This window comes from Streptomyces sp. NPDC049585, from assembly GCF_040675615.1.
In the GTDB taxonomy this organism is placed as follows: Bacteria; Actinomycetota; Actinomycetes; order Streptomycetales; family Streptomycetaceae; genus Streptomyces; species Streptomyces luteosporeus.
This window is the reverse complement of record NZ_JBFAPE010000002.1, coordinates 156,192-180,934: the sequence shown is the minus strand read 5'-3', so window position 1 is coordinate 180,934 and position 24,743 is coordinate 156,192. Positions and strand designations below refer to the sequence as shown.

Below are 24,743 nucleotides of genomic sequence, written 5' to 3'. Positions count from 1 at the left end.
CTCGTGGTGAGTTGGGCTGACGGGCACGGGCCGGAGGCGGCCGGTGCCGCGGAGGGCGAGAACCACTGGCGGGAGGTGCTCACCGCCGGCGGCTTCACCGCCCTGCCGCGCTGGACGCAGGACCCCGGCGCGACGGCGGACGAGCCGTCCGCGGAACACCGCACCCGCGCCCCCGGGGCGCTCGCGGAACTCGCCGCCCGCACGGCCGGCGAACTCGGCGTCTCCGTCGGCGCGGTGCTGCTCGCCGCGCACGTGAAGGTGCTGGCGGCGCTCACCGGCGACCGGGACGTCGTGACCGGTTACCTGCGCGACGGCTGGGAAACCCCGCTGCCCTGCCGCGTCACCGCCACGGACGGCACCTGGCGCGAGCTCGTCGCCCGCGCCGTCGGCGCCGAGGCCGCCACCGAGCGCCACCACGGCCACCCCCTCGACGCCCTGCGCGCCGAACTGGGCCGCACCGACGCGCTGTTCGACACCGTCCTGGTCACCGACCGGGCCCCGGCCGGGGCCGACCTCGCCCCCGGCACCCTGCTCGCCGTCGGCCTCGACGTCACCGGCACCGCCTCCGGCGACGCCGAACTCGTCGTACGGCACCGCCCCCACGCGCACGACGCCGGCTTCGCCGCCCGCGTCGCCGGCTACCTGCTCACCGCCCTGCGTGCCATGGCCGCCGACCCCGACGCCCCGCACCACGAGCTGTGCCTCGTCGACGACGACGAGCTCACCTTCCAGCTGCAGGACCTGGCCGGCCCCGAGCGTCCCCTGCCCGACCTGCGCTTCCACGAGCTCTTCGAGGAACGGGTGCGCCTGCACCCCGACCGTGTCGCCGCCGTCCACGGCACCGAACGCTGGACCTACGCCGAACTCAACAGCCGCGCCAACCGCATCGCCCGCGCCCTGCGCGCCCGCGGCCTCGCCGACGAGGACGTCGTCGCCGTCGTCGCCGAGCGCAACCTGCACTGGCTGGCCGGCGTCCTCGCCGTCCTCAAGGCCGGCGGCGCCTACCTGCCGATCGAGCCCCACTTCCCCGCCGGCCGCATCGCCACCGTCCTCACCCGCGCCGACTGCCGCTGGGCCCTCGCCCAGCGCGGGACCGCCGCCCACCTGGACGAGGCCACCGCCGGACTCGGCACCGTCACCACCGGCTACCTCGACACCCTGCCCGCCGAGACCGACGACGACAGCGACCTCGGCCTGCCCGTCGGTCCCACGCAACTCGCCTACATCTACTTCACCTCCGGCTCCACCGGCCTGCCCAAGGGCGCCATGTGCGAGCACGAGGGCTTCCTCAACCACCTGCTGGCCAAGATCGAGGACCTCGGCGTGCGCGAGGGCGGCACCGTCGCCCAGACCGCGCCCCAGAGCTTCGACATCTCCCTGTGGCAGCTCGTGGCCGCCCTCCTCGTCGGCGGCACCACGCTCGTCGTCGAACAGGACGTCGTCCTCGACGTACGCCGCTTCGTCGACAAGCTCGCCGCCGAACGCGTCGAGGTCGCCCAGCTCGTGCCGTCCTACCTGGAGGTCATCCTCTCCCATCTGGAGGACAGCCCCCGCGAACTGCCCCACCTGACCTGTGTCTCCGCCACCGGCGAGGCGCTGAAGAAGGAACTCGTCGAACGCTGGTTCGCCGCCTTCCCGAAGGTCCGGCTCGTCAACGCCTACGGCCTGACCGAAACCTGCGACGACACCAACCACGAGGTCATGGACCGCGTCCCCGACCACCCCTCGGTGCCGCTCGGACCCCCCATCCGCAACGTCCTCGTCCTCGTCGTCGACGAACGCCTCAACCCCGTGCCCCTCGGCGCCCCCGGCGAAATCGTCTTCTCCGGCGTGTGCGTCGGCCGCGGCTACGTGGGCGACGAGGAACGCACCCGCGCCGCCTTCGTCCCCGACCCCTTCCGCGCCGGCCGCGGCCGCCTCTACCGCTCCGGCGACTTCGGCCGCTGGCTGCCCGGCGGCACACTCGAATACCTCGGCCGACGCGACTCCCAGATCAAGATCCGCGGCTTCCGCATCGAGATCGGCGAGATCGAGAACCGCCTCCTGCGCGTACCCGGCGTCCGCGACGGCGCCGTCGTCGTCGCCGGCGAGGGCGACGGCCGCCACCTCGTCGCCTTCTACGCGGCCGACGAGGACCGCGCCGTACGCGAGACCCTCGCGGCCGACCTGCCGCCGTTCATGGTCCCCGACCACGCCCACCGGCGCGAGGCACTGCCGCTCACGCCCAACGGAAAGATCGACAAGAAGGCCCTGACGGCCCTCGCCGCCGAACTCGCGGTGAGCGACGCGCCGTTGCGGTCCGCCCCGCACACCCCCACCGAACGCAAGCTGGCCGCGCTGTGGGCGGCGGCCCTGAAGGTCCCCGAGGACCGCATCGGCCGCCACGACCACTTCTTCGAGACGGGCGGCACATCACTGTCGGCCCTCCGCCTCGTGATCGCCCTCGACCGCCGCATCACGGTGACGGAACTGGCCCGCACGCCGATCCTGGCGGAGCTGGCGGCAACGCTCGACGAGCGGGGCTAGGCCCCGCCCCCGTTTCCCGTGGTGGTGCACGCCGGTGGGCCGGTTTGTGCCCACCCGTCCCGCCCTGCGGGACGCCTGCCCACAAACCGGCAGCACCCCTTCAGCCCGTCCGGCGTTCGAGGACACCGGGCGGAGCCCGGTCCCGGGGGTCCGGGGCGCAGCCCCCGGGAAACGGTGAAAGGGCGGGACCGGGGCACCCCTACCAGACCTCAACCACCCACAGGACGCACATGACCACCCTCCTCGACCCGCCCCTCCCCATCGTGGCGGAGCCCGGCCGTACCCCCATCGCCACCGTCACCACCTCCACCCTCGACCGCGAAGCGATCCGCACCGCCCTCGCCACCCACGGCGCCCTCCTCCTGCGTGGTCTCGACGTGGCGACGGCCGCCGACGTGGCCGCCGTCGCCGACGCCCTCGGTGTCGTCCCGATGCGCGAGCGCGAACGCTTCGCGTCGCGCCGCGACCTGGGCGGTGGCGTGCACTCCGGCTCGGAGTGGCCGCACGACGAGCCGATGTGCATGCACCACGAGTTGAGCTACGCCGCCGAGGTCCCGGCGACCGCCGTCTTCGGCTGTCTGACGGCCCCCGCGGACGGCGGTGCGACCGCCGTGGCCGACTCGCAGGAGGTCCTGCGGGCGCTGCCGGCGGAGGTCGTGGAGCCGTTCCGCCGCCTGGGCTGGCTGCTCAAGCGCGCGTATCACGAGGTGGGCGTGGCGTGGACGGAGGCGTTCGGCGCGGACGACACGGCAGCCGTCGACGCGTACTGCGCGGCGAACGCCGTGCAGGCCGAGTGGCTGCCGGACGGCCGCCTGCACACCCGCCAGCGCCGGGCAGCCGTCATCACGCATCCCGTCACCGGCGAGGAGGTCTGGTTCAACCAGGCCGCGTTCCTCAACGGCCGCACCCTCGACCCGATGATCCGCGAGTACCTCGTGGCGATGTACGGCGAGGACGGCCTGCCGTTCGACACGGCGTACGGCGACGGCACCCCCGTCCCGGAGGACGTCGTCGAGACGATCAACGCCGCCTACCGCGCGGCGACCCGTCGCGAGCCGTGGCAGCGCGGCGACGTGCTGCTGGTGGACAACCTGCGCACGGCGCACAGCCGCGAGCCCTACACGGGCGACCGCGAGATCGCGGTGGTGCTCGGCGACCCGGTCCGCCTTCCGGGCCACGTCCTCGGGCACTGAACAGCACACACCGCCACCACGGAGACTGACAGACGCATGTCGCAGACGCAGACCGATACCCCTACTTTCGCCGTCATCCCCGGCGCCCAGGTCCACCGCATCCTGCAGGGCCGCGAGCGGGAGGTGACCGACCTGGTCGAGGCCGCCTACCGGCTGCACGGCGAGGGCGCCACCGTCAATCCGCCCTCGTACTTCCTGCGCTTCCCGGACCGGCCGTCGTCGCGCATCATCGCGCTGCCCGCCTCCCTGGGCGGCGGCAACCGCGTCGACGGGCTGAAGTGGATCTCCAGCTTCCCGGAGAACGTCGAGGCCGGCATTCCGCGTGCCTCGGCGGTGCTGATCCTCAACGATCACGCGACCGGCTATCCGCTGGCCTGCCTGGAGAGCTCGATCATCAGTGCCGCCCGTACCGCCGCGTCGGCGGCGCTGGCCGCCCGCGCGCTGGCCGACGGCCGACCCGGCGCCCCGCGACCGCGCCGGGTCGGGTTCATCGGCACCGGTCTGATCGCCCGGTACCTCCACACCTACCTGGTGGGCACGGGCTGGGAGTTCGACGAGGTGGCGGTGCACGACCTGTCCGCGGAGCACGCGGAGGGCTTCAGCGCGTACGTGCGCGGCACGGGTACGGCGGCGCAGGTGAGCGTGCGCGGGAGCGCCGAGGAGCTGATCCGCTCCTGCGACCTGGTGGTGTTCGCCACCGTCGCGGGCACGCCGCACATCGACGACCCGGCGTGGTTCGCGCACAACCCGCTCGTCCTGCACGTCTCGCTGCGCGACCTCGCCCCGGAGGTGGTGCTGGGCGCCACCAACATCGTCGACGACGTCGAGCACTGCCTGAAGGCGAACACCTCGCTCCACCTGGCCGAGCAGGCCACGGGGAACCGCGACTTCGTGCACGGCACCCTGTACGACGTCCTGACCGGGAGCGTGGAGCTCCCCGCGGACCGGCCGCTGGTCTTCTCGCCGTTCGGACTGGGCGTCCTGGACCTCGCGCTCGGCAAGCACGTCTACGACGCCGCGCTCGCCGGCGGCGAACTGGCGGTCGTCGACGACTTCTTCCACGAGATGCGGCGCTACGGCTGACGCCTCGCCGGACCGCAAGAACCGGAGGACAACGTGCCGATCATCTCGGTACCCCAGGAATTCAACGAAAACGATCTCTACGTCGATCTGCGCACCACCCTCGGCCTGCCGCTCTACCTCAAATGCGAGGGCCTGAACTTCGCCGGCTCCGTCAAGCAGAAGGCCGCGGCCGAGATGATCGAGGCCGCGGAGCGGGAGGGCCGGCTGCGGCCCGGCTCGGTCCTGGTGGAGTCCTCGTCGGGCAACCTCGGCGTCGCGCTCAGCATGATCGCGGCCAGCAAGGGCTACGGCTTCCTGTGCGTGACCGACTCCCGCTGCAACCTCGCCACCCGCCGGCTGATGGAGACCTTCGGCGCCCGGGTGCACACCATCACCGAGCCCGACCCGGAGACCGGCTTCCTGGGCGCCCGCATCGCGTACGTGAGCCGGTTGTGCGAGAGCGACGAGCGGTACGTGTGGCTCAACCAGTACTCCAATCCCAACAACTGGCGTGCCCACCACCGGCACACCGCGCCGGTGATCTCCCGCCGCTTCCCCGACCTCGACACGCTGTTCGTCGGGGCGGGCACCACGGGCACGCTGATGGGCTGCGCCCGCTGGTTCAAGGAGCACCGCCCGGACGTACGGATCGTCGCCGTCGACAGCGTCGGCTCGGTCACCTTCGGCACCCCGCCCGCCCCGCGGATGATCCCGGGCCTGGGTGCGGGCGTCCGCCCGCCGCTGCTGGACGAGGCCTACGTGGACGACGTGGTGCTCGTCCCGGAGCGCGACACCGTGCGCGCCTGCCACCGGCTGGCCTCGCGCGGCTTCCTCTTCGGCGGCTCCACGGGGACGGTCGTCGCCGGCGCCGCCGCCTGGCTGGCCGACCGGGCGCCGGTGGGCACCGCCGTCGCGCTCTCCCCGGACCTGGGGGAGCGCTACCTGGACACGATCTACCAGACCAACTGGCTGCACGGGGTGTACGGCCCCGACGTGCTGGACGGCGCCGTCGACGCGCAGGCCGCCGACGACACCGTGCCCCTGGCCACCGCGACCGTCTGACCACCCTCACTCGAAGATCAAGGATCGTTTGCCATGACCAACCCGTTCGAGAACACCGACGGCCGCTACCTCGTGCTCGTCAACGACGAGCGCCAGTACTCGCTGTGGCCCGCCTTCGCCGAGGTGCCGGCCGGCTGGCAGGTCGCCCAGGGCGAGTCCGGCCACCAGGAGGCCCTCGACTTCATCACCGCCACCTGGACCGACATGCGCCCCCGCTCGGTCGCCGAGGCGATGGCGGCCTGACGCGCCCGCGCGCAGCCCTTCCCTCCCTACCTCAGACGGTGATCAATCCATGACCGCAATACTCGAATCCCGGGTCTCCGTGCCGACCGTGACGGTCGACCCGTACAGCGCGCCGGCCGTCGAGCGGACGGTCCGCGACCTGCGCACCGCGGCCGGGGGCCGGGTGGACAGCCCCGAGTGGGTGGCCGCCGCGCGCGACGCCTGGTCGGAGTTCCCCGCCGCCCTGCGCCGCGCCCTGGCCGACTACCGGCGCGACTCCGGCCGTACCGGCGCCCTGCTCGTGCGCGGCCTGCCGGTCGGCGAGGAGGAGCTGCCCGACACGCCGTCGGCCCCCGACTCGGTGCAGCGCACCGCCACCGTCGCCGCCGGCGTGCTGACCGCCGTCGCCTGCGGCCTGGGGGACCCGGCCGCGTTCCGCCCGGAGAAGACCGGTGCGCTGGTGCAGGACGTCATTCCGCGCCGCGGCCAGGAGGACTTCCAGGGCAACGCCGGCTCGGTGCTGCTGACGTTCCACACCGAGAACGCCTTCCACCCGCACCGCCCCGACTTCGTGATGCTGATGTGCCTGCGCGCCGACCACGAGAAGGTGGCCGGGCTGCGGACCGCGTGCGTGCGCGAGGTGCTGCCGCTGCTGTCGGACGAGGGCCGTGCGGCGCTGTCCGCGCACGAGTTCGTCACGACCGCCCCGCCGTCCTTCGGCACCGGCGGCACCGACGCCCCGCACCCGGTCCTGTCGGGCGCGCCCGACGACCCGGACCTGCGCGTGGACATGGCGGCGACGACGCCGCTGACCGACCGGGCCCGCCGGGCCATGGAGGAGCTGCGGGAGCTGTTCGAGCTGACCGCGCAGACGGCCCGGCTGCTGCCGGGCGACCTGGCGATCGTCGACAACCGGGTGACGGTGCACGGCCGTACCGCCTTCCGGCCGCGCTACGACGGCCGGGACCGCTGGCTGCAGCGCACCTTCATCCTGTCGGACCTGCGGCGTTCGCGCGTCCACCGGGCCGGCGACGGCTACGTCCTGGACTGAGCCGGGCGCACGGCGACCGCAGGCACGGGGCCGGTCACGGGCGCGGCGCGAGGAGCGCGCGCCGGTGCCGGCCCCGCCGCGGTCGTGCACGACCAAGGAGGAGAACCGTGCCACCCATCGCACTGACCGGCCGCCCGGCCGGTCCCACTGCCGTCGGCGCGCTGCGCGTGGTGGTGGACGAGCCCTTCGCCCTGCTGCGCACGGGCCTGTTGCGCACCCTGGCCGACGCCGGCCACACCCCCCTGGCCACCGGCGACGACCCCGGCGGCGCACTCGCCGCGACCGTCGCCGCCCACCGCCCGGACGTGGTCGTCGCCGCCGCCGGCCGCCTGCAGGAGGTCGTCGCGCTGCGCCGCGAGCGGCCCGCAACGCCCGTCCTGGTCCTGTCGCGGCGCGCCGAGGCGCACCACGTGCCGCAGTTGCTTGCGGCGGGCGGCCGGGGCACGGGCTATCTGCTGCACCGGCGGATCGGGGACGAGGCGGAGTTCCTGGACGCGCTGACGCGGGTCGCCCGCGGCGGCACGGTGCTGGACCCCGACGCGGTGACCCGCGCCCTGCGGGCGCACGAGGCGCACGACGACCTGGCGCAGCTCAGCCCCCGCGAGCGCGAGGTGCTCGCGCTGATGGCCGAGGGGCTGAGCAACGCCGGCATCGCCCGGTCGCTGGTGCTGTCGACGGCGACGGTGGAGAAGCGGGTCGCGGGCGTGTTCGCCAAGCTGGGGCTGGAGCCGGACGGCGTGGCCAACCGCCGGGTGCTGGCGGTGCTGCGCTACCTGAGGGCGGCGGGCGACTGCGGGTCGTCCAGCACGTGCGCGATCCGTTCGGCGCCCCGGTGCGCCCTGACCTCCACGGGTGCGGTGCCGAGCACCGCGAGGGTGGCCAGGTAGCCCTCGCCCAGGGCGAGTTGCGGGTGGCTGCGGTCGCTCAGGTCGGTGAGCTGCGCGCGGACGCCGGCGCCGCCCGGGCCGTGCCAGGCCAGCAGCGCCGGCGGCTCGGCGGGCGCCGAGACGGTGAAGTCGGTCATGGGCACGGCCAGCCCGTCGCCGGTGGCCTTGAGGACGGCTTCCTTGCGCGTCCAGTACGTCAGGAAGCCGCGCTGCCGGGCGGCGGGCGGCAGCGTGCGCAGCGCCTCGCGCTCGGCCGGGGTGAGGGTCAACGACGCCTCGACGGGCTCCTCCTCGTCCGCGTCGGCCGGTGCGGTGAGCTCCTCGACGTCCAGGCCGAGGGGCCGGCCGTGGGCGAGGGCCACCAGGACGCGGTCGCCCGAGTGCGAGACGGACAGCTCCCAGCCCGCCGCGGCGCCGTCGGGGCGCGGCTTGCCGTGCGGTCCGCCGCAGTCGGGGCAGCGCACGGGCAGGCGGACGGCGTCGATGCCGGTGCCCACCTGCTCGGCGAGGGCGGCCTTGGCGAGCACGCGGCCGGTGACGAAGCGGGCCCGGTCGCCCTCGTGCGCGTAACTGCCGAAGCGGGACCGCTCGGCGGCGTCGAGCAGCGGCAGGTAGCGGTGCGGCTCGGGCAGCGGCGCCGCGCCCCAGACGTGGCAGACGGCGTGCGGCATTGCGCTCGGCTGCAAGGCACCTCCAACCAACGGACCGTACGGCGGAGGGTCCTCCGCCGGCCTCGCCATGGTGGCCCGGGCGGGCGGGCCGGCGATATCCGGCTGCCCTCCGCGTTCGTTACGGAAAACCCGCCCCGGTGGGGCGGGCCGTGTCCTTCAGGAGGCGGCCGGCAGGTCCTTCGCCGCGGCCTCCGCGTACCCGCCGGTGCCGCGCGGGTCCATGTGTGCGAGGGCGCCGGGGAAGGCGATGCCCGGCAGGACGTGCTGCCAGAACTTCGTGATCCGCCCCGGCAGGTCGGCCCGCCCGGTGAGGATCTCCGACATCACCTGGATGCCGGTGAAGGAACCGACGATCATCATCGCGGTCTCGTGCGGCACCACCTGCGGCAGCACCTCGCCGCGCTCCTTCGCCTCGCTGAGCAGCCGCTCGATCACGCTCACCCACGCCTCGTAGGGCGCGGGTGCCGGCGAGTCGAAGGTGGTCTCCAGGGTGAGCCGGATGCTGGCCCGGAGCATCACGTCGTGCTGCAGGGCGCGGGCGGTCTCGTGGGTGAGGTCGATCGCCCCCTGCAGGCCCTCGCCGGTGGTGGCGCCGGCGGCGACGCCGAGCTGCTCCTCGATGACGGCCTGGGCGAGGGCCTCCTTGGAGGCGAAGTGGAAGTACAGCGCGCCCTTGGTCACCCCGGCCCGCTTGAGGATGTCGGAGATACCGGCCCGCTCGTATCCGTACTCGCCGAAGACCTCGGCCGCCGCCTCCAGAACAACACGACGGGTCCGGACCGCTCGTTCTTGTCTTGCCACGTGATCTCTACCCTTCGTACCCCCCGTGGACATCTGCGCAGCCCACAGCATAAGAGAAACGCCAAAAGAGACCGAGGATCGACCTGAAACCGGCTTGACGCGGGCACGATCATGTCAGGGGGATCAGTGCGGCATCGGTGTACGAAATCACGCGATCTTGGACCTTGAAAAAAACCGGCTGACCGGTATCGTGGCCTGAGTCGTCGCCAGAAGCGCCCTCACCAGGCGCCACCGCACTCATCTCAGGGGGACATGATGACCGCGACACTCGTCAGGGGAGCAACGACCACCACCGCGTACGACCGGGCCGCGTACGACCAGACCGTGCCCCGGCAGTTCGTCCACCGTTCCGCGCTGTCCGAGGTCTTCCTGACCGGCTCCGCCGGCCTCGGCGAGGGGACGTACCTCGTCTCCGCCCAGTGGCCGCGCGCCCACTCCTTCTTCACCCTCGAACGCAACCGCCGCCACGACCCCATGCTGGTCGCGGAAACGGTGCGGCAGACCGGCCTGCTGATCGCCCACACCGAGTACGGCGTCCCCCTCGGGCACAACTTCCTCATGTGGGACCTCTCCTACGACATCGAGGAGGAGGGCCTGCGCATCGACGGCGCCCCCTCCGAGGTCACCGCCATCGCCACCAGCCACGACGTGCGCCTGCGCGGCACGCAGCTGGCCGGCATGCGGCTGCAGATCGAGCTCTTCCGCGACGGCAGACGCATAGGCGGCGGCGGGACGTCCTTCCACGTCACCTCGCCCACCGCCTACCGCCGGCTGCGCCCCATCGACCTGCTCAGCGCCTGGGCGGACGCCGCCGAGGCACCACTGCCCGCCCCCGTCGCCCCGCACCTCGTCGGCCGCGACCGGGAGGAGGACGTGGCCCTCGCCCCCGCCGCCGGGACGAACACCTGGGACCTGCGCGCCGACTGCCGCCACCCCGTCCTCTTCGACCACCCCGTCGACCACGTGCCCGGCATGGCCGTCATGGAGGCCATGCGCCAGGCCGCCCACCTGGTCGCGGGCCCCGGACCGGTGACGCCGGCCTCCTACACCACCGAGTTCGCCCACTACGTGGAGTTCGGCACGCCCTGCACCGTGCACGCCGAGATCACCGGCCGCACCGAGGAGGGCATGCACATCACCACCCGGGCCGTCCAGGACGGCCGCACCGCCGTCACCGGCCGCCTCGTCATGCGCCCGCGAGCCGGCGCATGAGCACCGGCCGCATCCTGCTCACCGGCGCCACCGGCTTCATCGGCTCCGCCGTCCTGCAGGAGCTGACCCGCACCACCGCCGCACCCGTCCGGGCCCTGGTCCGGCGCCCCGTCGTCACCGCCCCCGGCCCGGCACCCGAATGCGTCCGCGGCGACCTCACCGCACCGCAGTCGCTGCACGGCATCTGCACCGGCGTCGACACCGTGCTCCACCTCGCCTCGTACGTCGGAAGCGACGAGGAGACCTGCGAGGCGGTCAACGCCGCCGGCACCCGCGCCCTGCTCGCCGAGGCCCACCGGGCCGGCGTGCGCAGGATCCTGTACGTCAGCACGACCGCCGTCCTCGGCGCCGGCCCGCACCGCGGCCTCGCCGAGGACGCCCCCGCCCGCCCCGTCTCGCCCGCCAGCCGCACCCGGCTGGCCGCCGAGCAGGCCGTGCTCGCGGCGGGCGGCACGGTGCTGCGGCCGCCCCTGGTCTACGGGCGCGGCGACACCTGGGTCGTCCCCGCGATCGCCGAACTGACCGAGCGCGTACCCGCGCTGGTCGACGGCGGCCGCGCCCTGCTGTCCCTCGTCGCCGTCGACGACCTGGCCCGGCTGGTGGTGGCGGTGGCCGGCACCGACACCGTGCCCGCCGGCGTCCACCACGCCGCCCACCCCGAACCGGTCGCCTTCCGCGACCTGCTGGACGCCCTCGTCACCCACGCCGGCCTGCGCGCGCCCGTGGACGACCTCGGCCGGCAGGAGTACCTCGCGCGGCTGCGCCGCACCTCCGGGCGCGTCTCGGAACACCAGGTCTCGCTCATCGCCGCCGACCGCTGGTACGCGAGCCGGCGCATCTGGGAACTGGCCGGCTGCGCCCCCGGCCCCGGGCTGCGCATCGCCGAGCACGCCGACTGGTACCGCGCCCACCTCGCGGGACGGGCCCGCCCCTACGACAACGCCGCCTGACGGCGCTGCCCGACAGCGTCGGCCGACAGCACCGCCCGACGACACGGCGAAGGGCGGCTCGAGCCTCCCCCCTCTTGGCTCGAGCCGCCCGGCTCCACGAGGAAGAGCCGTGCGAAACAGGCTAGTTGACTCTGCGTCAGTGTCCAATCACGCCGGCGACACCGCCCTATCGACTTATTTATAGTTCCCCCACAATCAGTGGCGACAAGCCAAGGGGAGACACATGGATCTGGCCCTCTTACGCACGTTCGTCACGGTGCACCGGGCCGGCTCCCTCACCCGCGCCGCCGCGCTCCTCGGCCTCTCCCAGCCAGCCGTCACCAGCCAGATCCGGGCCCTCGAACGCCAGGTCGGCCGCCCGCTCTTCCTGCGCGTCGCCCGCGGCGTGCGCCCCACCACCACCGGCGACGAACTGGCCCACCGCATCGCCCCGCACGTCGACGCCCTGCTGGAGATCACCGAATCCGGCTTCGCCGGCCAGGGCCCCGCCCGCACCCTGCACCTGGCCGGGCCGCCCGAGTTCACCGCCCTGCGCATCCTGCCCGCCCTCGCCCCGCTCATCGGCCGCGGCCTGACCGTGCGCGCCGCCCACGGCATGGCCGAGGAGCTCTTCGAGGGTCTGGCCGCCGGCCACCACGACCTCGCCGTCACCACCACCCGCCCCCGCGGCCCCCTGCTGACCGCCACCCCGCTGTGCGACGAGGAGCACGTCCTGGTCGCCGCCCCCCGATGGGCCGCCCGGCTCGGCGGCCCGGCCGTCCTGCGCGACAAGGGCGCGAGCGCCCTGGAGGGGCTGCCCGTCGTCGAGGTCCACGAGAGCCTGCCGCTCCTGGCCCGCTACTGGGCCACCGTCTTCGACGCCGCACCCGTCACCGCCGGCACCGTCGTCGTCCCCGACCTGCGCGCCGTCCTGGCGTGCGTCGCCGCCGGGGCCGGCATCGGCGTCCTGCCCCGCTACCTGTGCGGCGACGCCCTCGACGCCGGGGAGGTGGTGGCCCTGCTCGACCCGCCGGTGCCACCGCTGCGCACGTACTTCCTCGTCGTCCGCGCCGGCACGCTCGGCAACCCGCAGCTGGCCCGGGCGCACGAGTGGCTGCTGCGCGCGGCGGTGTCGTGGTGAGACGCCCTTTCACCCGGCACCCGCGTTTCGCCCGACGGTCCGCGCGGCAGATCTTCCCCATGACCGAACGCCCCGTGGTCAAACGCACCGCCCGCGCCATCCTGCTCGACACCCCCGACGCGCCGGGGGGCGGCTCCCGCCCGGCCGGCCACGAGATGATCCTGATCAAACGCACCAAGCCCGGCGAGCCGCCCTACTGGATCACCCCCGGCGGCGGCGTCGAGCCGCAGGACCCCACCGTCGTCGCCGCCCTGCACCGCGAGGTGGACGAGGAGCTCGGCGCCAAGGTCACCGACGTCGTCCCCGCCTTCGTCGACACCGTCCGCCACTCCCTTCACCACGCCGCCCACGGCGTGAAAGTGCAGCACTTCTTCGTCTGCCGGCTCGCCTCCATGGACCTCTCCCGGCGGCACGGACCGGAGATCGACGAGCCCCGCGGCACGTACGAGGTGGTGCGCATCCCCTTCACCCCGGACGGACTGGAGTCGGTGGAAGTCGTCCCGCCCTCGCTGCGCACGTATCTGCGCGAGAACGTCGAGGGCATCCTGGCCCTGCTCGCCCCGGACCTGGGCTGATCCCGGGCCCGGTAGGGGCGCGGGGCGTTGTCGATTTGCGGCTGCCGCCGCGCCGTTCCCCGCGCCCCTTACGGGGCGCCCGGCGCGGAGGCCAGCAGTTCGTCGAGCGAGTCGTGCCGGATGCGGTGCGGGGGGATGCCGACGCCCAGCAGGGCGTCCACCCCGCTGCGGACCATGCCCGGCGGCCCGGAGAGGAACGCCTCGTACGCCGTCCACGGCCCGTACTTGCGCACCACCTGCGGCAGCCGGCCGCTCAGCCCCAGCGTCGGGCCGTCGGAGACCACCGGGCGCACCGACAGCCAGCGGTGCACCTTCTGCAACCGCAGCAGGGTGTCGAGGTCGTAGAGGTCGTCGTCGTGCCGCGCGCCGTAGAAGACCTCGACGGGACGGCTGCGGCCGTTTCGGGCCACGTCCTCGACCAGTGCCTTGATGGGGGCGATGCCGGTGCCGCCGCCCAGGCACAGCATGCCGTCGTCGGTGCTGTGGTCGGCCACCATCGACCCGGCCGGCGGCCCGAGGCGGACGACGTCGCCGGGCCGGGCCCGGTGCACCAGGGCCCCCGACACCCAGCCCGCGGGCACGGCCCGCACGTGGAAGGTGAGCAGGCCGTCGGAGCGGGGGGCGCAGGCGAAGGAGTAGTGCCGCCACACCCGGGGCCACCACGGCGTCTCCACGCTCGCGTGCTGCCCGGCGCGGAAGGGGTAGGGCGCATCGGGCCGGACGGTGATCACGGCGACGTCGTGGTTGCGGGGTTCGTGGGCGACGATCTCCGCCTGCCACCAGGGCGGGGAGGTGCGCTCGTCCGCGGCGGCCGCGTCGATCATGATCTGCGAGACGGTGGTGTACACCCGCGCCCACGCCGCCTCGGCGGCCTGGTCCCAGGTCTGCGTGGCGTACCGGGCGAGGGCACCGAGGAGGGCCTCGCCGACGGCGGGGTAGTGGGCGGCGACCGTGCCGTACTTGCGGTGCCCGCGGCCCAGTTCCGACAGGTACGTGGTGAGCACCGGCACGTCGTCGGCGTACCGGGCGGCGGTCAGCAGCGCCTTGAACAGCCGGTCGCGCTGGACGTCCATGGCGGCGGGGAACAGGCCGCGCAGATCCGGGTCGCGCAGGAAGAGCAGGGCGTAGAAGTAGGAGGTGACCTTGTCCGCGACGGGCTCGATCTCGGCGAGCGTGCGGCGCACGAGCACCGTGTCGGCGGACGGCTGCACCGCGGAAGCCTCCGGCCGGTGCGCCCGCTCCTGGTAGGCGAGCGGCTGCCAGCGGCCGCCGAGGCCGGAGGGGGGAGCGGTCGCGCAGGCCGGTATGCCCCCGCCGGCCGCCGGGGTGCTGGGAGCGTCCATCGTTCCCTCGCTCGGACGTCATCGTCTGCTGATGGAGCGCAGCCTGCCACCGGCAAATCGGGCGGCAGAACGATTCAGCAGAAGTCCGAACGGGCGCGGGGACGTTGCTCTAGGGTGGCCCCGGCCCGGCCCCGGCCCCGCGGCCCCCGGCTCAGGCGGCGGCGACGAGGGCGTGGGCCTCGCGCAGGTCCGTGCCGCGGTAGGCGTGCGTGGCGACGTCCCGTACGTGGTGGTCGGCGTTGACCGCCACCGACACCGGCACGACCTTGAACAGTTCGGCGTCCGACATCGAGTCGCCGTACGCCACGCAGTCGGCGCGCCCGAGCCCGTACCGCGCGCACAGGGTGTCGGTGATGCGGACCTTCGCCGAGGCGTCGAGGATGCCCGCCGGGTCCACCCGCTCCCGGAAGGGCACCGCCGGCCACTGCGAGCCGTGGGCGGCGTCGGCGCCCCAGTCCAGCAGGCGCCGGACGAAGAACGCGGGCGACAGAGAGATCACCGCGATCCGCTCGCCGCGGGCCCGGATCGCGGCCCACACCTCCTCGATGCCGGCGAGCCACGGCGCGCCGGCGAAGGCCGCGGCCACCTGGGCCTCGGTGAGATCCGTCCACAGCGCGACCGCGCGCTCGGCGAACTGCGACGGCGTCAGCCGCCCCGCGGCGAACTCCCGCTCCAGCTCGCCCGTTTCCGCCTCCAGCCCCAGCTGCCGGGCTATCTCCACCGCGGCGGCCGAGCCGTGGATCAGCGTCCCGTCGAGATCGAACACGTGCAGTCTGCTCATGCCCGCGAGCCTAGGCCAGCGCCCCGCCAGGGCCGCGGGACAGTGCCGACCTGCGGCTGCGCCGCGTGGGCGCGACCAGCCACCGACGGCCCCCAGTCGACGTGCCACCCCAGCACCCCCTCCGCAGGCGCGTCGTGGCTTGTCGCGCAGTTCCCCGCGCCCCTACGGGGCGCCGTCGTGGCGCGTGACGACGATCCGCCGGACAGGGCCCCGGCCGTGCGCGGCGCCCCGCAGGGGTCCGGGGCAGTGCCGACCTGCGGCCGCCGCCGCGTGGGCGCGACCGGCGGATCAGGCAGCGCCCCGTAGGGGGCGCGGGGAACTGCGCGATCGGCCACCGACGGCCCCCAGTCGACATGCCACCCCAGCACCCCCCCCCCGCAGGCGCGTCGTGGCTTGTCGCGCAGTTCCCCGCGCCCCTACGGGGCGCCGTGGTGGCGCGTGACGACGATCCGCCGGACAGGGCCCCGGCCGTGCGCGGCGCCGCGTCAGGGGCGCGGGGCGGCCGGCTCGGTCTCCGTGGCCGCCGGCGCCCCCGCGGCCACGACCCGGCCGCCGGCGGATGCCGTCCGCCGCTCCAGGGCCGCCGCGACCAGGGCCAGCAGCAGCGCCGACGCGGCCATCGCGGCGCCCACCCAGGCGGGCGACGTGTAGCCGTGACCGGCGGCGATCACCAGGCCGCCGAGCCAGGCGGCGATCGCGTTGCCCAGGTTGAACGCGCCGATGTTGACGGCCGAGGCGAGGGTGGGTGCCTCGGCGGAGTGGTCCAGCACCCGCTTCTGCAGCGGCGGCACGGTCGCGAAGCCGAAGGCGCCGACGAGCATGACGGCCACCGCGGCCGCCGCCTTGTCGTGCGCGGCCAGCGGGAAGAGGGCGAGCAGCACCGCCAGTCCGCCCAGGGCGGTGTACAGCATGGGCATCAGCGCACGGTCGGCGTACCGCCCGCCGACGAGGTTGCCGGCGAGCATGCCGACGCCGAACAGCACCAGCAGCCAGGTGACCGACTGCGGGGCGTAGCCGGCGACCTCGGTCATCATCGGCGCCACGTACGTGCTCATGGTGAACACACCGCCGAAGCCGAGGACGGTCATCGCCATGGCCAGCAGCACCTGGGGGTTGCGGAAGGCGGCCAGTTCGCCGGCGACCGGCCGGCGCTCCGGGCGCCCCTGGTGGGGGACGAGCGCGGCGATGCCGAGGACCGCGAGAACGCCGAGCCCGGCGACGACGAAGAAGGTGGTGCGCCAGCCGGCGTGCTGGCCGAGCAGCGTGCCCAGGGGCACGCCGGCCACCGTGGCCACGGTCAGGCCGGTGAACATCATCGCGATGGCACCCGCCTTCTTCTGCGGGGCGACCAGGCCGGCGGCCACGATCGCGCCGATGCCGAAGAACGCGCCGTGCGCGAGTGAGGCCACGACGCGCCCGGCGAGCATGACGGAGAAGACCGGGGCGGCGGCGGAGAGCGCGTTGCCGGCGACGAACAGTCCCATCAGGGCCATCAGCATCGTCTTGCGCGGCACGCGGCTGCCGAGCACCGCGAGGACGGGGGCGCCGGCGACGACGCCGAGCGCGTAGCCGGTGGTCAGGAAGCCCGCGGTGGGGATGGAGACGCCGTAGTCGGCCGCGATCTCGGGCAGCAGGCCCGAGACGACGAATTCCGTGGTGCCGATGCCGAAGGCACCGACGGCGAGCGCCAGCAGGGCGAGGGGCATGGGGGCAACTTTCCTTGCAAACGGTCTCTACGGGCTTCGACAATAATTGCAGACGCATTTGCTTGCAAGCGCCTGCTATTGCATCGGAGGGATATCCTGGGGGCGACCGGCACGAACGCGGCGAAGGAGGCCCACCCCATGTCCCGCACGACGGACCCCGCCCTGGTGGGGCTGGCCCAGGGCTGGTGCGCGCTCTCCGCACTGCACGGCCGCATCGAGGCCCACGTGGAACGCGCCCTGCAGGAGCACCACGAGCTGAGCGTGCGCGAGTTCTCCGTGCTCGACGTCCTCAGCCGCCAGCACGACGGCGAGGGCGGCCACCTGCGCATGAACGAGGTCGCCGACGCGGTCGTCCTGAGCCAGAGCGCGACGACCCGCCTGGTCAACCGCCTGGAGGAGCGCGGCCTGCTGACCCGCTACCTGTGCCTGACGGACCGGCGCGGCATCTACACCGACGTCACGCCCGCCGGCCTCACCCTCCTGGAAGAAGCCCGCCCCACCAACACCCGGGCCCTGCGCGAAGCCCTCGACGAAGCAGCAACCCGCCCCGAGCTGGCACCTCTGGTGGCAGCGGTGGAGTCACTGACGAGCTCCTGACCCCTGGGCACCAGGGGTACGCGCGCATAAGGTCACCGATCATGAGTGACCTGGCGACAGCAATCCGGCGGGCGACCGCCGACGACATACCGGCCGTCGTGGCGCTGCTGGCCGACGACCCCCTCGGCGCGGCGCGCGAGTCCCCCGACGACCTGACCCCCTACCGCGCCGCCTTCGCGCGCCTGGCCGACGACCCGAACCAGCACCTGGTCGTCGCCGTCCGCGAGGACGGCCGCGTCGTGGGCACCCTGCAGCTGACCGTGATCCCCGGCCTCTCCCGGCGCGGGGCCACGCGCGCGACCGTCGAGGGCGTGCGGGTCCACGCGGACGAGCGCGGCAGCGGCCTGGGCACCCGGCTCCTCGAGTGGGCCGTGGACACCGCGCGCCGGGAGGGCTGTCACCTCGTGCAGCTGACGTCGGACGCGACCCGGGTGGACGCGCACCGCTTCTACGAGCGGCTCGGCTTCGAGGCCTCACACCTCGGCTTCAAGTACCACCTCTGAGCCCGCCCGGGCGCGGGCCCGCGACCGGTGGGCGCGCTGGCGGCAGGCCGCCCCGCAGTAGCGGGCGGGCCGGCCCGTGCGCGCCGGCGTCACCGGCCCGCCGCACGCGGCGCACTCCGTTTCGTTACGCGCAGGCGCAGGGTTCGGCGGGAGTTTCGTCACGCGCCGCCCGGGCCGGAGGCTGTCGCATGCCAGGGCCGTCATCCGGCCCGGCGCCACCTGGGGCCCGCGCCGCTGTTCCATCGACAGGCAGCCGACGAGCAGGGCGCGTACGTCGTCGACGGTCACGTCCGCCCGTACGGCGCCCGCCTGTTGGGCCCGCTGGAGGAGTACGGCGAGGGCGGCCCGGAAGTCCTCCTCCACGCCGGCCGAAGGCTGGAACGTGCCCTCCAGCGCGTCGCAGAGTCCCTTGTTGCGCACGGACAGCCGGACGACCGCCGCGACGTAGCGGAAGAAGACCGGTCCGGCGTCGTCGACGCCCGCCAACTCCCGTGCCGTGTCGGTGAAGAGCCGTACCCGGTCGGCCACCGTTGCCCTGAACAGGGCTTCCTTGGACGGGAAATGGCGGTAGACCGTGCCCGTGCCCACCCCCGCGCGGCGGGCGATCTCCCCCAACGGCACGGCCAGCCCCGCCTCTTCGAAAGCGGACCGGGCCGCGCGCAGCACCAGCGCCCGGTTGCGCCGGGCGTCCGCGCGCAGCTCCGCGGGGGCCCGGAGGGGGGTGCTGCGGCGTGCCATGGGGGTCCTTCCGCAGGCGAAGAGGCCGGGAAACGAAACGGGATGCGGGTTCCGATTCTATCCGCGGGTGTGGGCGAGCCGGCGCGCCGCCATACCGGGGCAAATAATCCAAAGACGAAAAGGGCAGCAAAAAGCCGCCCTCGGCGCGGTAGGCGCCGGGGCGGCTGGGCCGTGTCGGATCGGGCAGGCCCTCGGTGCAGCCCGTCAGGCGGTGGCCACCGCGTCCCAGGCCTTGCCCGCCGCGGCCAGGGCCTCGTCCGGCTCGGCGACCGGCACCTCCAGGGCCCGCAGGCCCGCGGCCAGTGCCTCCAGGGTCGCGAGGACGACCTCGCGGTCCGCGTCGAGCCCGTAGTGGTTGACGCGGATCATCTCGGTGGCCAGCGCGCCGCCGGCCGCCTGCAGCGGCACCGACGCGTCGGCGGCCAGTGCCGCGGCCACCACGTCGCGGGCGTCGCGGTCCTGCGGGGCGCGCAGTGTCGTCGCCGCGGGGGCGGCGTCCTCGTCCCGTACGACGTAGGGGGCGAGCGCGCCCAGCAGGCGCACGCCGGCCCGGGTGGCCGCGGAGGCGGCCCGGTGGCGGGCGATGACGGCGTCCAGCCCCTCCTCCTGGATGCGGTCGACGGCCTGTTCCAGGGCGAGCATCTCCAGCTGGGCCGGGGCGTGCGGCAGGGCGGAGCGCCCGGCGTCGACCCAGCGCTCCTTCCAGTCCAGCAGGGAGAGGTAGGAGCGGCGCGGGGCCTGCGGGTTGGCCGCGATGCGCTCCCAGGCCCGCTCGCTGACGGAGACGGCCGAGACGCCGGCCGGGCCGGCCATGGCCTTCTGGCCGCCGATGATGCACAGGTCGACGCCCCACTCGTCGGTGAGCAGCGGTTCGGCGGCCACCGAGGCGACGGCGTCGAGCATCAGCAGCGCGCCGTGCTCGCGCACGACGGCGGCGATGTCGGCGACGGGGTTGGTGTTGCCCGTGGCCGCCTCCGCGTGCACCAGGCTCACGAAGTCGATGGCGGGGTGGGCGCGCAGCGCCTCGGCGATCTGCTCGGCGCTCACGGCACCGGTGAACGGCGCCGCCACCGTCACCACGTCGGCACCGCAGGAGCGCAGCCAGCCGCCGAAGGTCTCCCCGTAGGGGCCGGTGACGACGTTCAGCGCGGTGCTGCCGGGGCGTACGGCCGAGCGGATGGCCGCCTCCAGCGGCAGCAGCGCCTCGCCCTGCATGGCGACGACGGTCCGGCGGGTGCGCATCAGCGCCGCGACCTTGTCCTCGATGCGGGCGAAGTGGCCGGCCTCCAAAGGCGGGAAGTCGAGCAGGTCCGGTGCGATGTGGGCAGTCACGGTGCCTTCCAGGTGGGTGTCGCGCCGCGTGGTCGGGCGCCGCCGTTCTCCCGGTCGACTCTACGTCCGCGCCCCACCGCGTGACGACGATCCGACTATCGCCAGCCGCCCGTGTCGACTCCTCCGGGCACGGCGTCCCCGGGTTCGTAGGGGTGGCGGGTGAAGACGAAGGTGCCGATGTCGAGGTGGCTCACGGCGTTGTCGGCGGTGCGCACCACGCGCAGGGTCTCCCCCGCGTAGTAGCCGTCGAGCCCGGTCCAGGTGCCGTCGGCCTCGGGGCGGAAGCGCGCTGCGCGCCCGGGGCCGCCCACGGGGGCGAGGGACAGGGCGCGGCCGGCGCCGAGCCGCAGGGCGAAGGGGCTCGCGCCCCAGTACCAGGGCCCGGTCAGTTCCAGCAGCTGCGGATCCGCGTCCTGCAGGGGCCGCCAGGGGGCGGGCAGGCCCGGTTCGAGCTCGGCCACGGTGGTGATCAGGTCGGCCGCGACGGCGCCGGCGGTGGGCAGGGAGGTGAGGTTGCCCAGGACGACGGAGGCGATGCCTTCGGCCGGGTCCGTCCACAGCTGGGCCACGAAGCCCGGCATGGTGCCGGTGTGGCCGGCGAGGATCATGCCGTCCTTGCGTACGAGCTGGACGCCCAGGCCGTAGCCGCCCGTCCAGTCCGCGCCCTGCGGCTCGGCCAGCGGCGTGCGCATCTCCTCGACGGTGGCCGCCGGCAGCACCCGGTCGTCCCCGGCCATGAGGAACGCGGCGAAGCGGCCCAGGTCGGCCGCCGTCGACCACAGCTGTCCGGCGGGCGCCATCCGGCCGGTGTCGGCGGCCGGTTCGGGCAGCAGGACGTCGGCCCACGGGTGCACCGCCCAGCCGTCGGCGTGCGGAGCCACCGGGTGCAGCGTGGTGCGCTCCAGTCCCAGCGGCTGCAGCACCTCGCGGCGCAGCACCTCGTACCAGTGCTCCCCGCGCAGCTTCTCCACCAGCGCGCCCAGCAGCGCGAAGCCGAGGTTGGAGTAGTGGTGGACGCGGCCGGCCGGGTGGCGCTGCGGGCGCTCGCCGAAGAGGTCCGCAAGGCCGGGGCGCAGGCTGCCGTCCGTGCGCTCCCACCAGGGTCCGCGCGGCTCGGCGGACAGGCCGGAGGTGTGCGACAGCAGCTGGGCGATCGTCGCCCCGGCCCCCTCCGGGACCTCCAGGTGCTGCCCCAGCCGGTCGCCGAGGCCGAGCAGGCCCTCGTCGCGCAGCCGCATGACCAGCACGGCGAGGAAGGTCTTGGTGATCGAACCTATGCGGTACTGCGTGTCCGCATCCGGCTCGCGGCCGCCGACGTCCCCGCGCCCCGCGGCCCACACCAGGTGCCCGTCGCGCACGACGGCGCCCACCATCGAGGGCGTACGGCCCTCGGTCTGCCCCTGCGCCACCCGCCGCAGGAGGGCCCGCCGCGTCCCCGGCAGCAGCCCGTCCCCGCCCTGCACCCCACTCGTGTCGATCATGTCCGCACCCTAACCAGGGCCACCCGGTGCGGCAGCCCGGTTTATCCGGGCGTGCCGCGGCGGAGGCGGCGGGCCTTCTTGATAGGCAGTCGCGGTGACGCATGATCAGCCCGCCGGACCGGACGGGCCCACCTGGCCCTTCGCCACGGCCGCGTACGCCTTCGCCGTCGCGATGTGCGGCACCACCCTGCCCACCCCGCTGTACGCCCTCTACCAGCGGGAGTTGGGCTTCTCCTCGCTGATGATCACGGTGATCTTCGCGGTCTACGCCGTCGGTGTCATCGCCGCCCTGCTCCTGCTGGGACAGCTCTCGGACGTCGTCGGCAGACGGCCGGTCCTGCTGGCGGGGCTCGTGCTGTCGGCGGCGAGCGCCGCCTGCTTCCTCTTCGAGCACGGCCTCGCCGAACTCTTCGCCGGACGGGTGCTCTCGGGGCTGTCCGCCGGGCTGTTCACCGGCACCGCCACGGCCGCCGTCGTCGAACTCGCCCCCCGGCGCCTGGCGGGGACGGCCGTCCTCGTCGCCACCGCTGCCAACATGGGCGGCCTGGGCAGCGGCCCCCTGCTCGCCGGCCTGCTCGCCCAGTGGGTCCCCGACCCGCTGACCTGGGTGTACGTCGTCGACCTGGCCCTGGTCGCCGTGGCCGTCGCCGGGGTGCTGCTGATCCCCGAGACCGTGGGCGGCCGGCGCCGGGCCCCGCTCGTCCCGCGCCGGCTGCGGGTGCCGCGGCAGGTGCGCCCGGCCTTCGTCCCCGGCGCCATGGCCGGCTTCGCCGGCTTCGCCACCCTCGGGCTGTTCACCTCCGTGGCCCCCAGCTTCCTCGGCGAGGTGCTCGGCGTGCACGACCCGGCGGTCGCCGGCACGGTCGTCTGCGCGGTCTTCGCGGCATCGACCGCCGGCCAGCTCGCCATGGGACGCGTCGGCGTCCACCGGGCCCTGCCGTGGGGGTGCGTGGTACTCGTGGCGGGCATGGCCCTGATCTTCGCCGCGCTGCTCGTCGTCTCGCTGCCGCTGCTGGTCACCGGCGCCCTCGTCGCGGGCTGCGGGCAGGGCCTGTCGTTCCGCGCGGCGGTCACGGCGGTGGGCGACCTGGCTCCGGCCGAGCGGCGGGGCGAGGTCACCTCCGCCCTGTTCGTGGTGCTCTACGTGGCCATCTCGATCCCCGTGGTCGGCGTCGGCGCCATGGCCACGGCCTTCGGCCTGCGCCACGCGGGGCTGGTCTTCAGCGCCTGCGTGGCCCTCCTCGCGACCACCACGGCCGTGCTCCTCGCCCTGCGCCCGCTGGAGGGCGGGCGGCGGGATCAGGTCTGTGCCATGTCCACGAAGCGCGAGTAGTGGCCCTGGAAGGCGACCGTGATGGTGGCCGTCGGACCGTTACGGTGCTTGGCCACGATCAGGTCGGCCTCGCCCGCGCGGGGCGACTCCTTCTCGTACGCGTCCTCGCGGTGCAGCAGGATGACCATGTCCGCGTCCTGCTCGATGGAGCCGGACTCACGCAGGTCGGAGACCATCGGCTTCTTGTCGGTGCGCTGCTCGGGTCCACGGTTCAGCTGGGAGAGGGCGATGACCGGCACCTCCAGCTCCTTGGCGAGGAGCTTGAGGTTACGGGACATGTCCGAGACCTCCTGCTGCCGGCTCTCGGGGCGCCGGGCGCCACCGGACTGCATCAGCTGCAGGTAGTCGATGACGACGAGCTTGAGGTCGTTGCGCTGCTTGAGCCGGCGGCACTTGGCGCGGATCTCCATCATCGACAGGTTCGGGGAGTCGTCGATGTACAGCGGCGCGGCCGAGACGTCCGGCATCCGGCGTGCGAGGCGCGTCCAGTCGTCGTCCGTCATCGAACCCGAGCGCATGTGGTGCAGGGCGACCCGGGCCTCGGCGGACAGCAGACGCATCGCGATCTCGTTGCGGCCCATTTCGAGGGAGAAGATGACGCTGGGCAGCTGGTTCTTGATCGAGGCGGCCCGGGCGAAGTCGAGGGCGAGGGTGGACTTACCCATGGCGGGGCGCGCCGCGATGACGATCATCTGGCCGGGGTGCAGGCCGTTGGTCAGGGCGTCGAGGTCGGTGAAGCCGGTGGGCACGCCGGACATCTGACCGCTGCGCGAACCGATCGCCTCGATCTCGTCGAGGGCGCCCTCCATGATGTCGCCGAGCGGGAGGTAGTCCTCGCTGGTGCGCTGCTCGGTGACCGCGTAGACCTCGGCCTGGGCCTTGTTGACGATGTCGTCGACGTCGCCGTCGGCCGCGTATCCCATCTGCGTGATGCGCGTGCCGGCCTCGACCAGGCGGCGCAGGACCGCCCGCTCGTGGACGATCTCCGCGTAGTACTCCGCGTTGGCCGCCGTGGGGACCGACTGGACGAGGGTGTGCAGATAGGCCGCGCCGCCGACCCGGGTGATCTCGCCGCGCTTGGTCAGCTCCGCCGCGACCGTGATGGGGTCGGCCGGCTCGCCCTTGGCGTACAGGTCGAGGACGGCCTGGTAGATCGTGGCGTGGGCGGGACGGTAGAAGTCGTTGCCCTTGAGGACCTCGACGACGTCGGCGATGGCGTCCTTGGACAGCAGCATGCCGCCGAGCACCGACTGCTCGGCGTCCAGGTCCTGCGGGGGGACGCGCTCGAAGCCCGTCTCCCGGCCGCTCCAGGCGCCGTCCTCGGCGCCGCGGTCGTGCTGCTCGCCCCGGCCCTTGCCGTCGCCGCGGCGGGCGCGGGGGAAGGGGAGCCGGTCGCTGGGGCCGCCGTCGTCCCAGGGGTCGTCCATGGGCTCGGGGATACTCACCCGGGGACCTCCTACGGCACGGGAAAACGGACGACGGACAGCGCGCCCGACTCCGGCGGCCGCCGGTCCACGGTAGGGCCGCGGGCACCGTCAGCCAATCTGGTTATCCACAGGGGGTGTGGATGAGCGGCCCCAGTCTGTGGAGAAGTCCC

23 protein-coding genes are annotated in these 24,743 nt (G+C 74.2%); 14 read left to right on the top strand and 9 right to left on the bottom strand.

The genetic code is table 11. The annotated features are described in order from the left end of the window. The first annotated feature begins 6 nt into the window (after positions 1 to 6). From AB0K17_RS03230 to AB0K17_RS03200, 7 genes are all read left to right on the top strand, one after another. Positions 7 to 2,526: an amino acid adenylation domain-containing protein gene (locus tag AB0K17_RS03230; RefSeq protein ID WP_365982045.1), complete on the top strand. Its 2,520-nt coding sequence runs from the start codon at positions 7 to 9 to the stop codon at positions 2,524 to 2,526. A 230-nt stretch (positions 2,527 to 2,756) separates the two neighbouring features. Further along, positions 2,757 to 3,719, top strand: coding sequence for a TauD/TfdA family dioxygenase (locus AB0K17_RS03225; protein ID WP_365981928.1), 963 nt, complete (start codon positions 2,757 to 2,759; stop codon positions 3,717 to 3,719). A gap of 36 nt (positions 3,720 to 3,755) precedes the next feature. Continuing rightward, positions 3,756 to 4,802, top strand: a complete 1,047-nt coding sequence (gene sbnB, locus AB0K17_RS03220) for a 2,3-diaminopropionate biosynthesis protein SbnB (RefSeq protein WP_365965017.1) — start codon at positions 3,756 to 3,758, stop codon at positions 4,800 to 4,802. Positions 4,803 to 4,835: 33 nt separating this feature from the next. Next, on the top strand, positions 4,836 to 5,843 hold the full coding sequence (gene sbnA, locus AB0K17_RS03215; protein WP_365965015.1) for a 2,3-diaminopropionate biosynthesis protein SbnA: 1,008 nt from the start codon (positions 4,836 to 4,838) through the stop codon (positions 5,841 to 5,843). Between the two features lie 33 nt (positions 5,844 to 5,876). Next, entirely contained in the window at positions 5,877 to 6,086 is a 210-nt protein-coding gene (locus tag AB0K17_RS03210; protein ID WP_344433049.1) for an MbtH family protein, read from the top strand. 49 nt (positions 6,087 to 6,135) lie between these two features. Continuing rightward, the gene (locus tag AB0K17_RS03205; RefSeq protein WP_365981927.1) at positions 6,136 to 7,116 is read left to right on the top strand and encodes a TauD/TfdA family dioxygenase; all 981 of its coding nucleotides are present in this window, start codon (positions 6,136 to 6,138) and stop codon (positions 7,114 to 7,116) included. 107 nt (positions 7,117 to 7,223) lie between these two features. Then, complete coding sequence (locus AB0K17_RS03200) at positions 7,224 to 8,003, top strand: response regulator transcription factor (protein ID WP_365981926.1); 780 nt, start codon at positions 7,224 to 7,226, stop codon at positions 8,001 to 8,003. Here AB0K17_RS03200 and AB0K17_RS03195 read toward each other — a convergent pair. Next, the gene (locus AB0K17_RS03195; protein ID WP_365965011.1) at positions 7,886 to 8,689 is read right to left on the bottom strand and encodes a 4'-phosphopantetheinyl transferase superfamily protein; all 804 of its coding nucleotides are present in this window, start codon (positions 8,687 to 8,689) and stop codon (positions 7,886 to 7,888) included. The genes AB0K17_RS03200 and AB0K17_RS03195 overlap by 118 nt on opposite strands. A 141-nt stretch (positions 8,690 to 8,830) precedes the next feature. Continuing rightward, the gene (locus tag AB0K17_RS03190; RefSeq protein WP_365981925.1) at positions 8,831 to 9,475 is read right to left on the bottom strand and encodes a ScbR family autoregulator-binding transcription factor; all 645 of its coding nucleotides are present in this window, start codon (positions 9,473 to 9,475) and stop codon (positions 8,831 to 8,833) included. A gap of 252 nt (positions 9,476 to 9,727) precedes the next feature. Between AB0K17_RS03190 and AB0K17_RS03185 the strand changes: the two genes are divergently transcribed. The 4 genes from AB0K17_RS03185 to AB0K17_RS03170 all read left to right on the top strand — a co-directional run bounded on the left by AB0K17_RS03185 (position 9,728) and on the right by AB0K17_RS03170 (position 13,332). Further along, positions 9,728 to 10,687: a ScbA/BarX family gamma-butyrolactone biosynthesis protein gene (locus tag AB0K17_RS03185; RefSeq protein ID WP_365981923.1), complete on the top strand. Its 960-nt coding sequence runs from the start codon at positions 9,728 to 9,730 to the stop codon at positions 10,685 to 10,687. Beyond that, on the top strand, positions 10,684 to 11,637 hold the full coding sequence (locus AB0K17_RS03180) for an NAD-dependent epimerase/dehydratase family protein (RefSeq protein ID WP_365981922.1): 954 nt from the start codon (positions 10,684 to 10,686) through the stop codon (positions 11,635 to 11,637). Before AB0K17_RS03185 ends, AB0K17_RS03180 begins: the two co-directional genes overlap by 4 nt. Before the next feature lie 223 nt (positions 11,638 to 11,860). Then, entirely contained in the window at positions 11,861 to 12,757 is an 897-nt protein-coding gene (locus AB0K17_RS03175) for a LysR family transcriptional regulator (RefSeq protein WP_365965007.1), read from the top strand. 59 nt (positions 12,758 to 12,816) lie between these two features. Further along, positions 12,817 to 13,332 (top strand): NUDIX domain-containing protein, encoded by a 516-nt coding sequence (locus tag AB0K17_RS03170; protein ID WP_365981921.1) that lies wholly within the window; start codon positions 12,817 to 12,819, stop codon positions 13,330 to 13,332. Between the two features lie 68 nt (positions 13,333 to 13,400). Here AB0K17_RS03170 and AB0K17_RS03165 read toward each other — a convergent pair whose 3' ends face one another. The 3 genes from AB0K17_RS03165 to AB0K17_RS03155 all read right to left on the bottom strand — a co-directional run bounded on the left by AB0K17_RS03165 (position 13,401) and on the right by AB0K17_RS03155 (position 17,162). After that, on the bottom strand, positions 13,401 to 14,675 hold the full coding sequence (locus AB0K17_RS03165; protein ID WP_365981920.1) for a globin domain-containing protein: 1,275 nt from the start codon (positions 14,673 to 14,675) through the stop codon (positions 13,401 to 13,403). A 151-nt stretch (positions 14,676 to 14,826) separates the two neighbouring features. Beyond that, on the bottom strand, positions 14,827 to 15,456 hold the full coding sequence (locus AB0K17_RS03160; protein WP_365981919.1) for an HAD-IB family phosphatase: 630 nt from the start codon (positions 15,454 to 15,456) through the stop codon (positions 14,827 to 14,829). Between the two features lie 485 nt (positions 15,457 to 15,941). Next, positions 15,942 to 17,162 (bottom strand): MFS transporter, encoded by a 1,221-nt coding sequence (locus tag AB0K17_RS03155; protein ID WP_365981918.1) that lies wholly within the window; start codon positions 17,160 to 17,162, stop codon positions 15,942 to 15,944. 138 nt (positions 17,163 to 17,300) lie between these two features. Between AB0K17_RS03155 and AB0K17_RS03150 the strand changes: the two genes are divergently transcribed. Beyond that, positions 17,301 to 17,759 (top strand): MarR family transcriptional regulator, encoded by a 459-nt coding sequence (locus tag AB0K17_RS03150; protein ID WP_365981917.1) that lies wholly within the window; start codon positions 17,301 to 17,303, stop codon positions 17,757 to 17,759. A gap of 41 nt (positions 17,760 to 17,800) precedes the next feature. Then, complete coding sequence (locus tag AB0K17_RS03145) at positions 17,801 to 18,262, top strand: GNAT family N-acetyltransferase (protein WP_365981916.1); 462 nt, start codon at positions 17,801 to 17,803, stop codon at positions 18,260 to 18,262. On the opposite strand, the gene AB0K17_RS03140 is transcribed toward AB0K17_RS03145, so the two are convergent. The 3 genes from AB0K17_RS03140 to AB0K17_RS03130 all read right to left on the bottom strand — a co-directional run bounded on the left by AB0K17_RS03140 (position 18,233) and on the right by AB0K17_RS03130 (position 21,813). After that, positions 18,233 to 19,000 carry a helix-turn-helix domain-containing protein gene (locus AB0K17_RS03140; RefSeq protein ID WP_365981915.1) on the bottom strand — a complete coding sequence of 256 codons (768 nt, stop codon included), beginning with the start codon at positions 18,998 to 19,000 and terminating at the stop codon, positions 18,233 to 18,235. The genes AB0K17_RS03145 and AB0K17_RS03140 overlap by 30 nt on opposite strands. Before the next feature lie 204 nt (positions 19,001 to 19,204). Further along, a complete protein-coding gene (locus tag AB0K17_RS03135) occupies positions 19,205 to 20,332 on the bottom strand; it encodes an aminotransferase class V-fold PLP-dependent enzyme (RefSeq protein WP_365964999.1) in 1,128 nt (375 codons plus the stop codon). Between the two features lie 95 nt (positions 20,333 to 20,427). Then, entirely contained in the window at positions 20,428 to 21,813 is a 1,386-nt protein-coding gene (locus AB0K17_RS03130) for a serine hydrolase domain-containing protein (RefSeq protein ID WP_365981914.1), read from the bottom strand. Between the two features lie 94 nt (positions 21,814 to 21,907). Between AB0K17_RS03130 and AB0K17_RS03125 the strand changes: the two genes are divergently transcribed. Next, on the top strand, positions 21,908 to 23,146 hold the full coding sequence (locus tag AB0K17_RS03125; protein ID WP_365981913.1) for an MFS transporter: 1,239 nt from the start codon (positions 21,908 to 21,910) through the stop codon (positions 23,144 to 23,146). Here AB0K17_RS03125 and dnaB read toward each other — a convergent pair. After that, positions 23,113 to 24,591 carry a replicative DNA helicase gene (gene dnaB / locus AB0K17_RS03120; RefSeq protein WP_365964996.1) on the bottom strand — a complete coding sequence of 493 codons (1,479 nt, stop codon included), beginning with the start codon at positions 24,589 to 24,591 and terminating at the stop codon, positions 23,113 to 23,115. The two genes, AB0K17_RS03125 and dnaB, sit on opposite strands and share 34 nt — an antisense overlap. Positions 24,592 to 24,743: the final 152 nt, after the last annotated feature.

Excerpts from the sequence above, each read along its gene's own strand:
- AB0K17_RS03185 (WP_365981923.1), top strand. The coding sequence starts at position 9,728 with ATGATGACCGCGACACTCGTCAGGGGAGCAACGACCACCACCGCGTAC.
- AB0K17_RS03140 (WP_365981915.1), bottom strand. The coding sequence starts at position 19,000 with ATGGCACGCCGCAGCACCCCCCTCCGGGCCCCCGCGGAGCTGCGCGCG.
- AB0K17_RS03210 (WP_344433049.1), top strand. The coding sequence starts at position 5,877 with ATGACCAACCCGTTCGAGAACACCGACGGCCGCTACCTCGTGCTCGTC.
- AB0K17_RS03180 (WP_365981922.1), top strand. The coding sequence starts at position 10,684 with ATGAGCACCGGCCGCATCCTGCTCACCGGCGCCACCGGCTTCATCGGC.
- AB0K17_RS03160 (WP_365981919.1), bottom strand. The coding sequence starts at position 15,456 with ATGAGCAGACTGCACGTGTTCGATCTCGACGGGACGCTGATCCACGGC.
- AB0K17_RS03165 (WP_365981920.1), bottom strand. The coding sequence starts at position 14,675 with ATGGACGCTCCCAGCACCCCGGCGGCCGGCGGGGGCATACCGGCCTGC.
- AB0K17_RS03225 (WP_365981928.1), top strand. The coding sequence starts at position 2,757 with ATGACCACCCTCCTCGACCCGCCCCTCCCCATCGTGGCGGAGCCCGGC.
- AB0K17_RS03130 (WP_365981914.1), bottom strand. The coding sequence starts at position 21,813 with ATGATCGACACGAGTGGGGTGCAGGGCGGGGACGGGCTGCTGCCGGGG.
- AB0K17_RS03170 (WP_365981921.1), top strand. The coding sequence starts at position 12,817 with ATGACCGAACGCCCCGTGGTCAAACGCACCGCCCGCGCCATCCTGCTC.
- AB0K17_RS03145 (WP_365981916.1), top strand. The coding sequence starts at position 17,801 with ATGAGTGACCTGGCGACAGCAATCCGGCGGGCGACCGCCGACGACATA.
- AB0K17_RS03205 (WP_365981927.1), top strand. The coding sequence starts at position 6,136 with ATGACCGCAATACTCGAATCCCGGGTCTCCGTGCCGACCGTGACGGTC.
- sbnB (WP_365965017.1), top strand. The coding sequence starts at position 3,756 with ATGTCGCAGACGCAGACCGATACCCCTACTTTCGCCGTCATCCCCGGC.
- AB0K17_RS03175 (WP_365965007.1), top strand. The coding sequence starts at position 11,861 with ATGGATCTGGCCCTCTTACGCACGTTCGTCACGGTGCACCGGGCCGGC.
- AB0K17_RS03155 (WP_365981918.1), bottom strand. The coding sequence starts at position 17,162 with ATGCCCCTCGCCCTGCTGGCGCTCGCCGTCGGTGCCTTCGGCATCGGC.
- AB0K17_RS03150 (WP_365981917.1), top strand. The coding sequence starts at position 17,301 with ATGTCCCGCACGACGGACCCCGCCCTGGTGGGGCTGGCCCAGGGCTGG.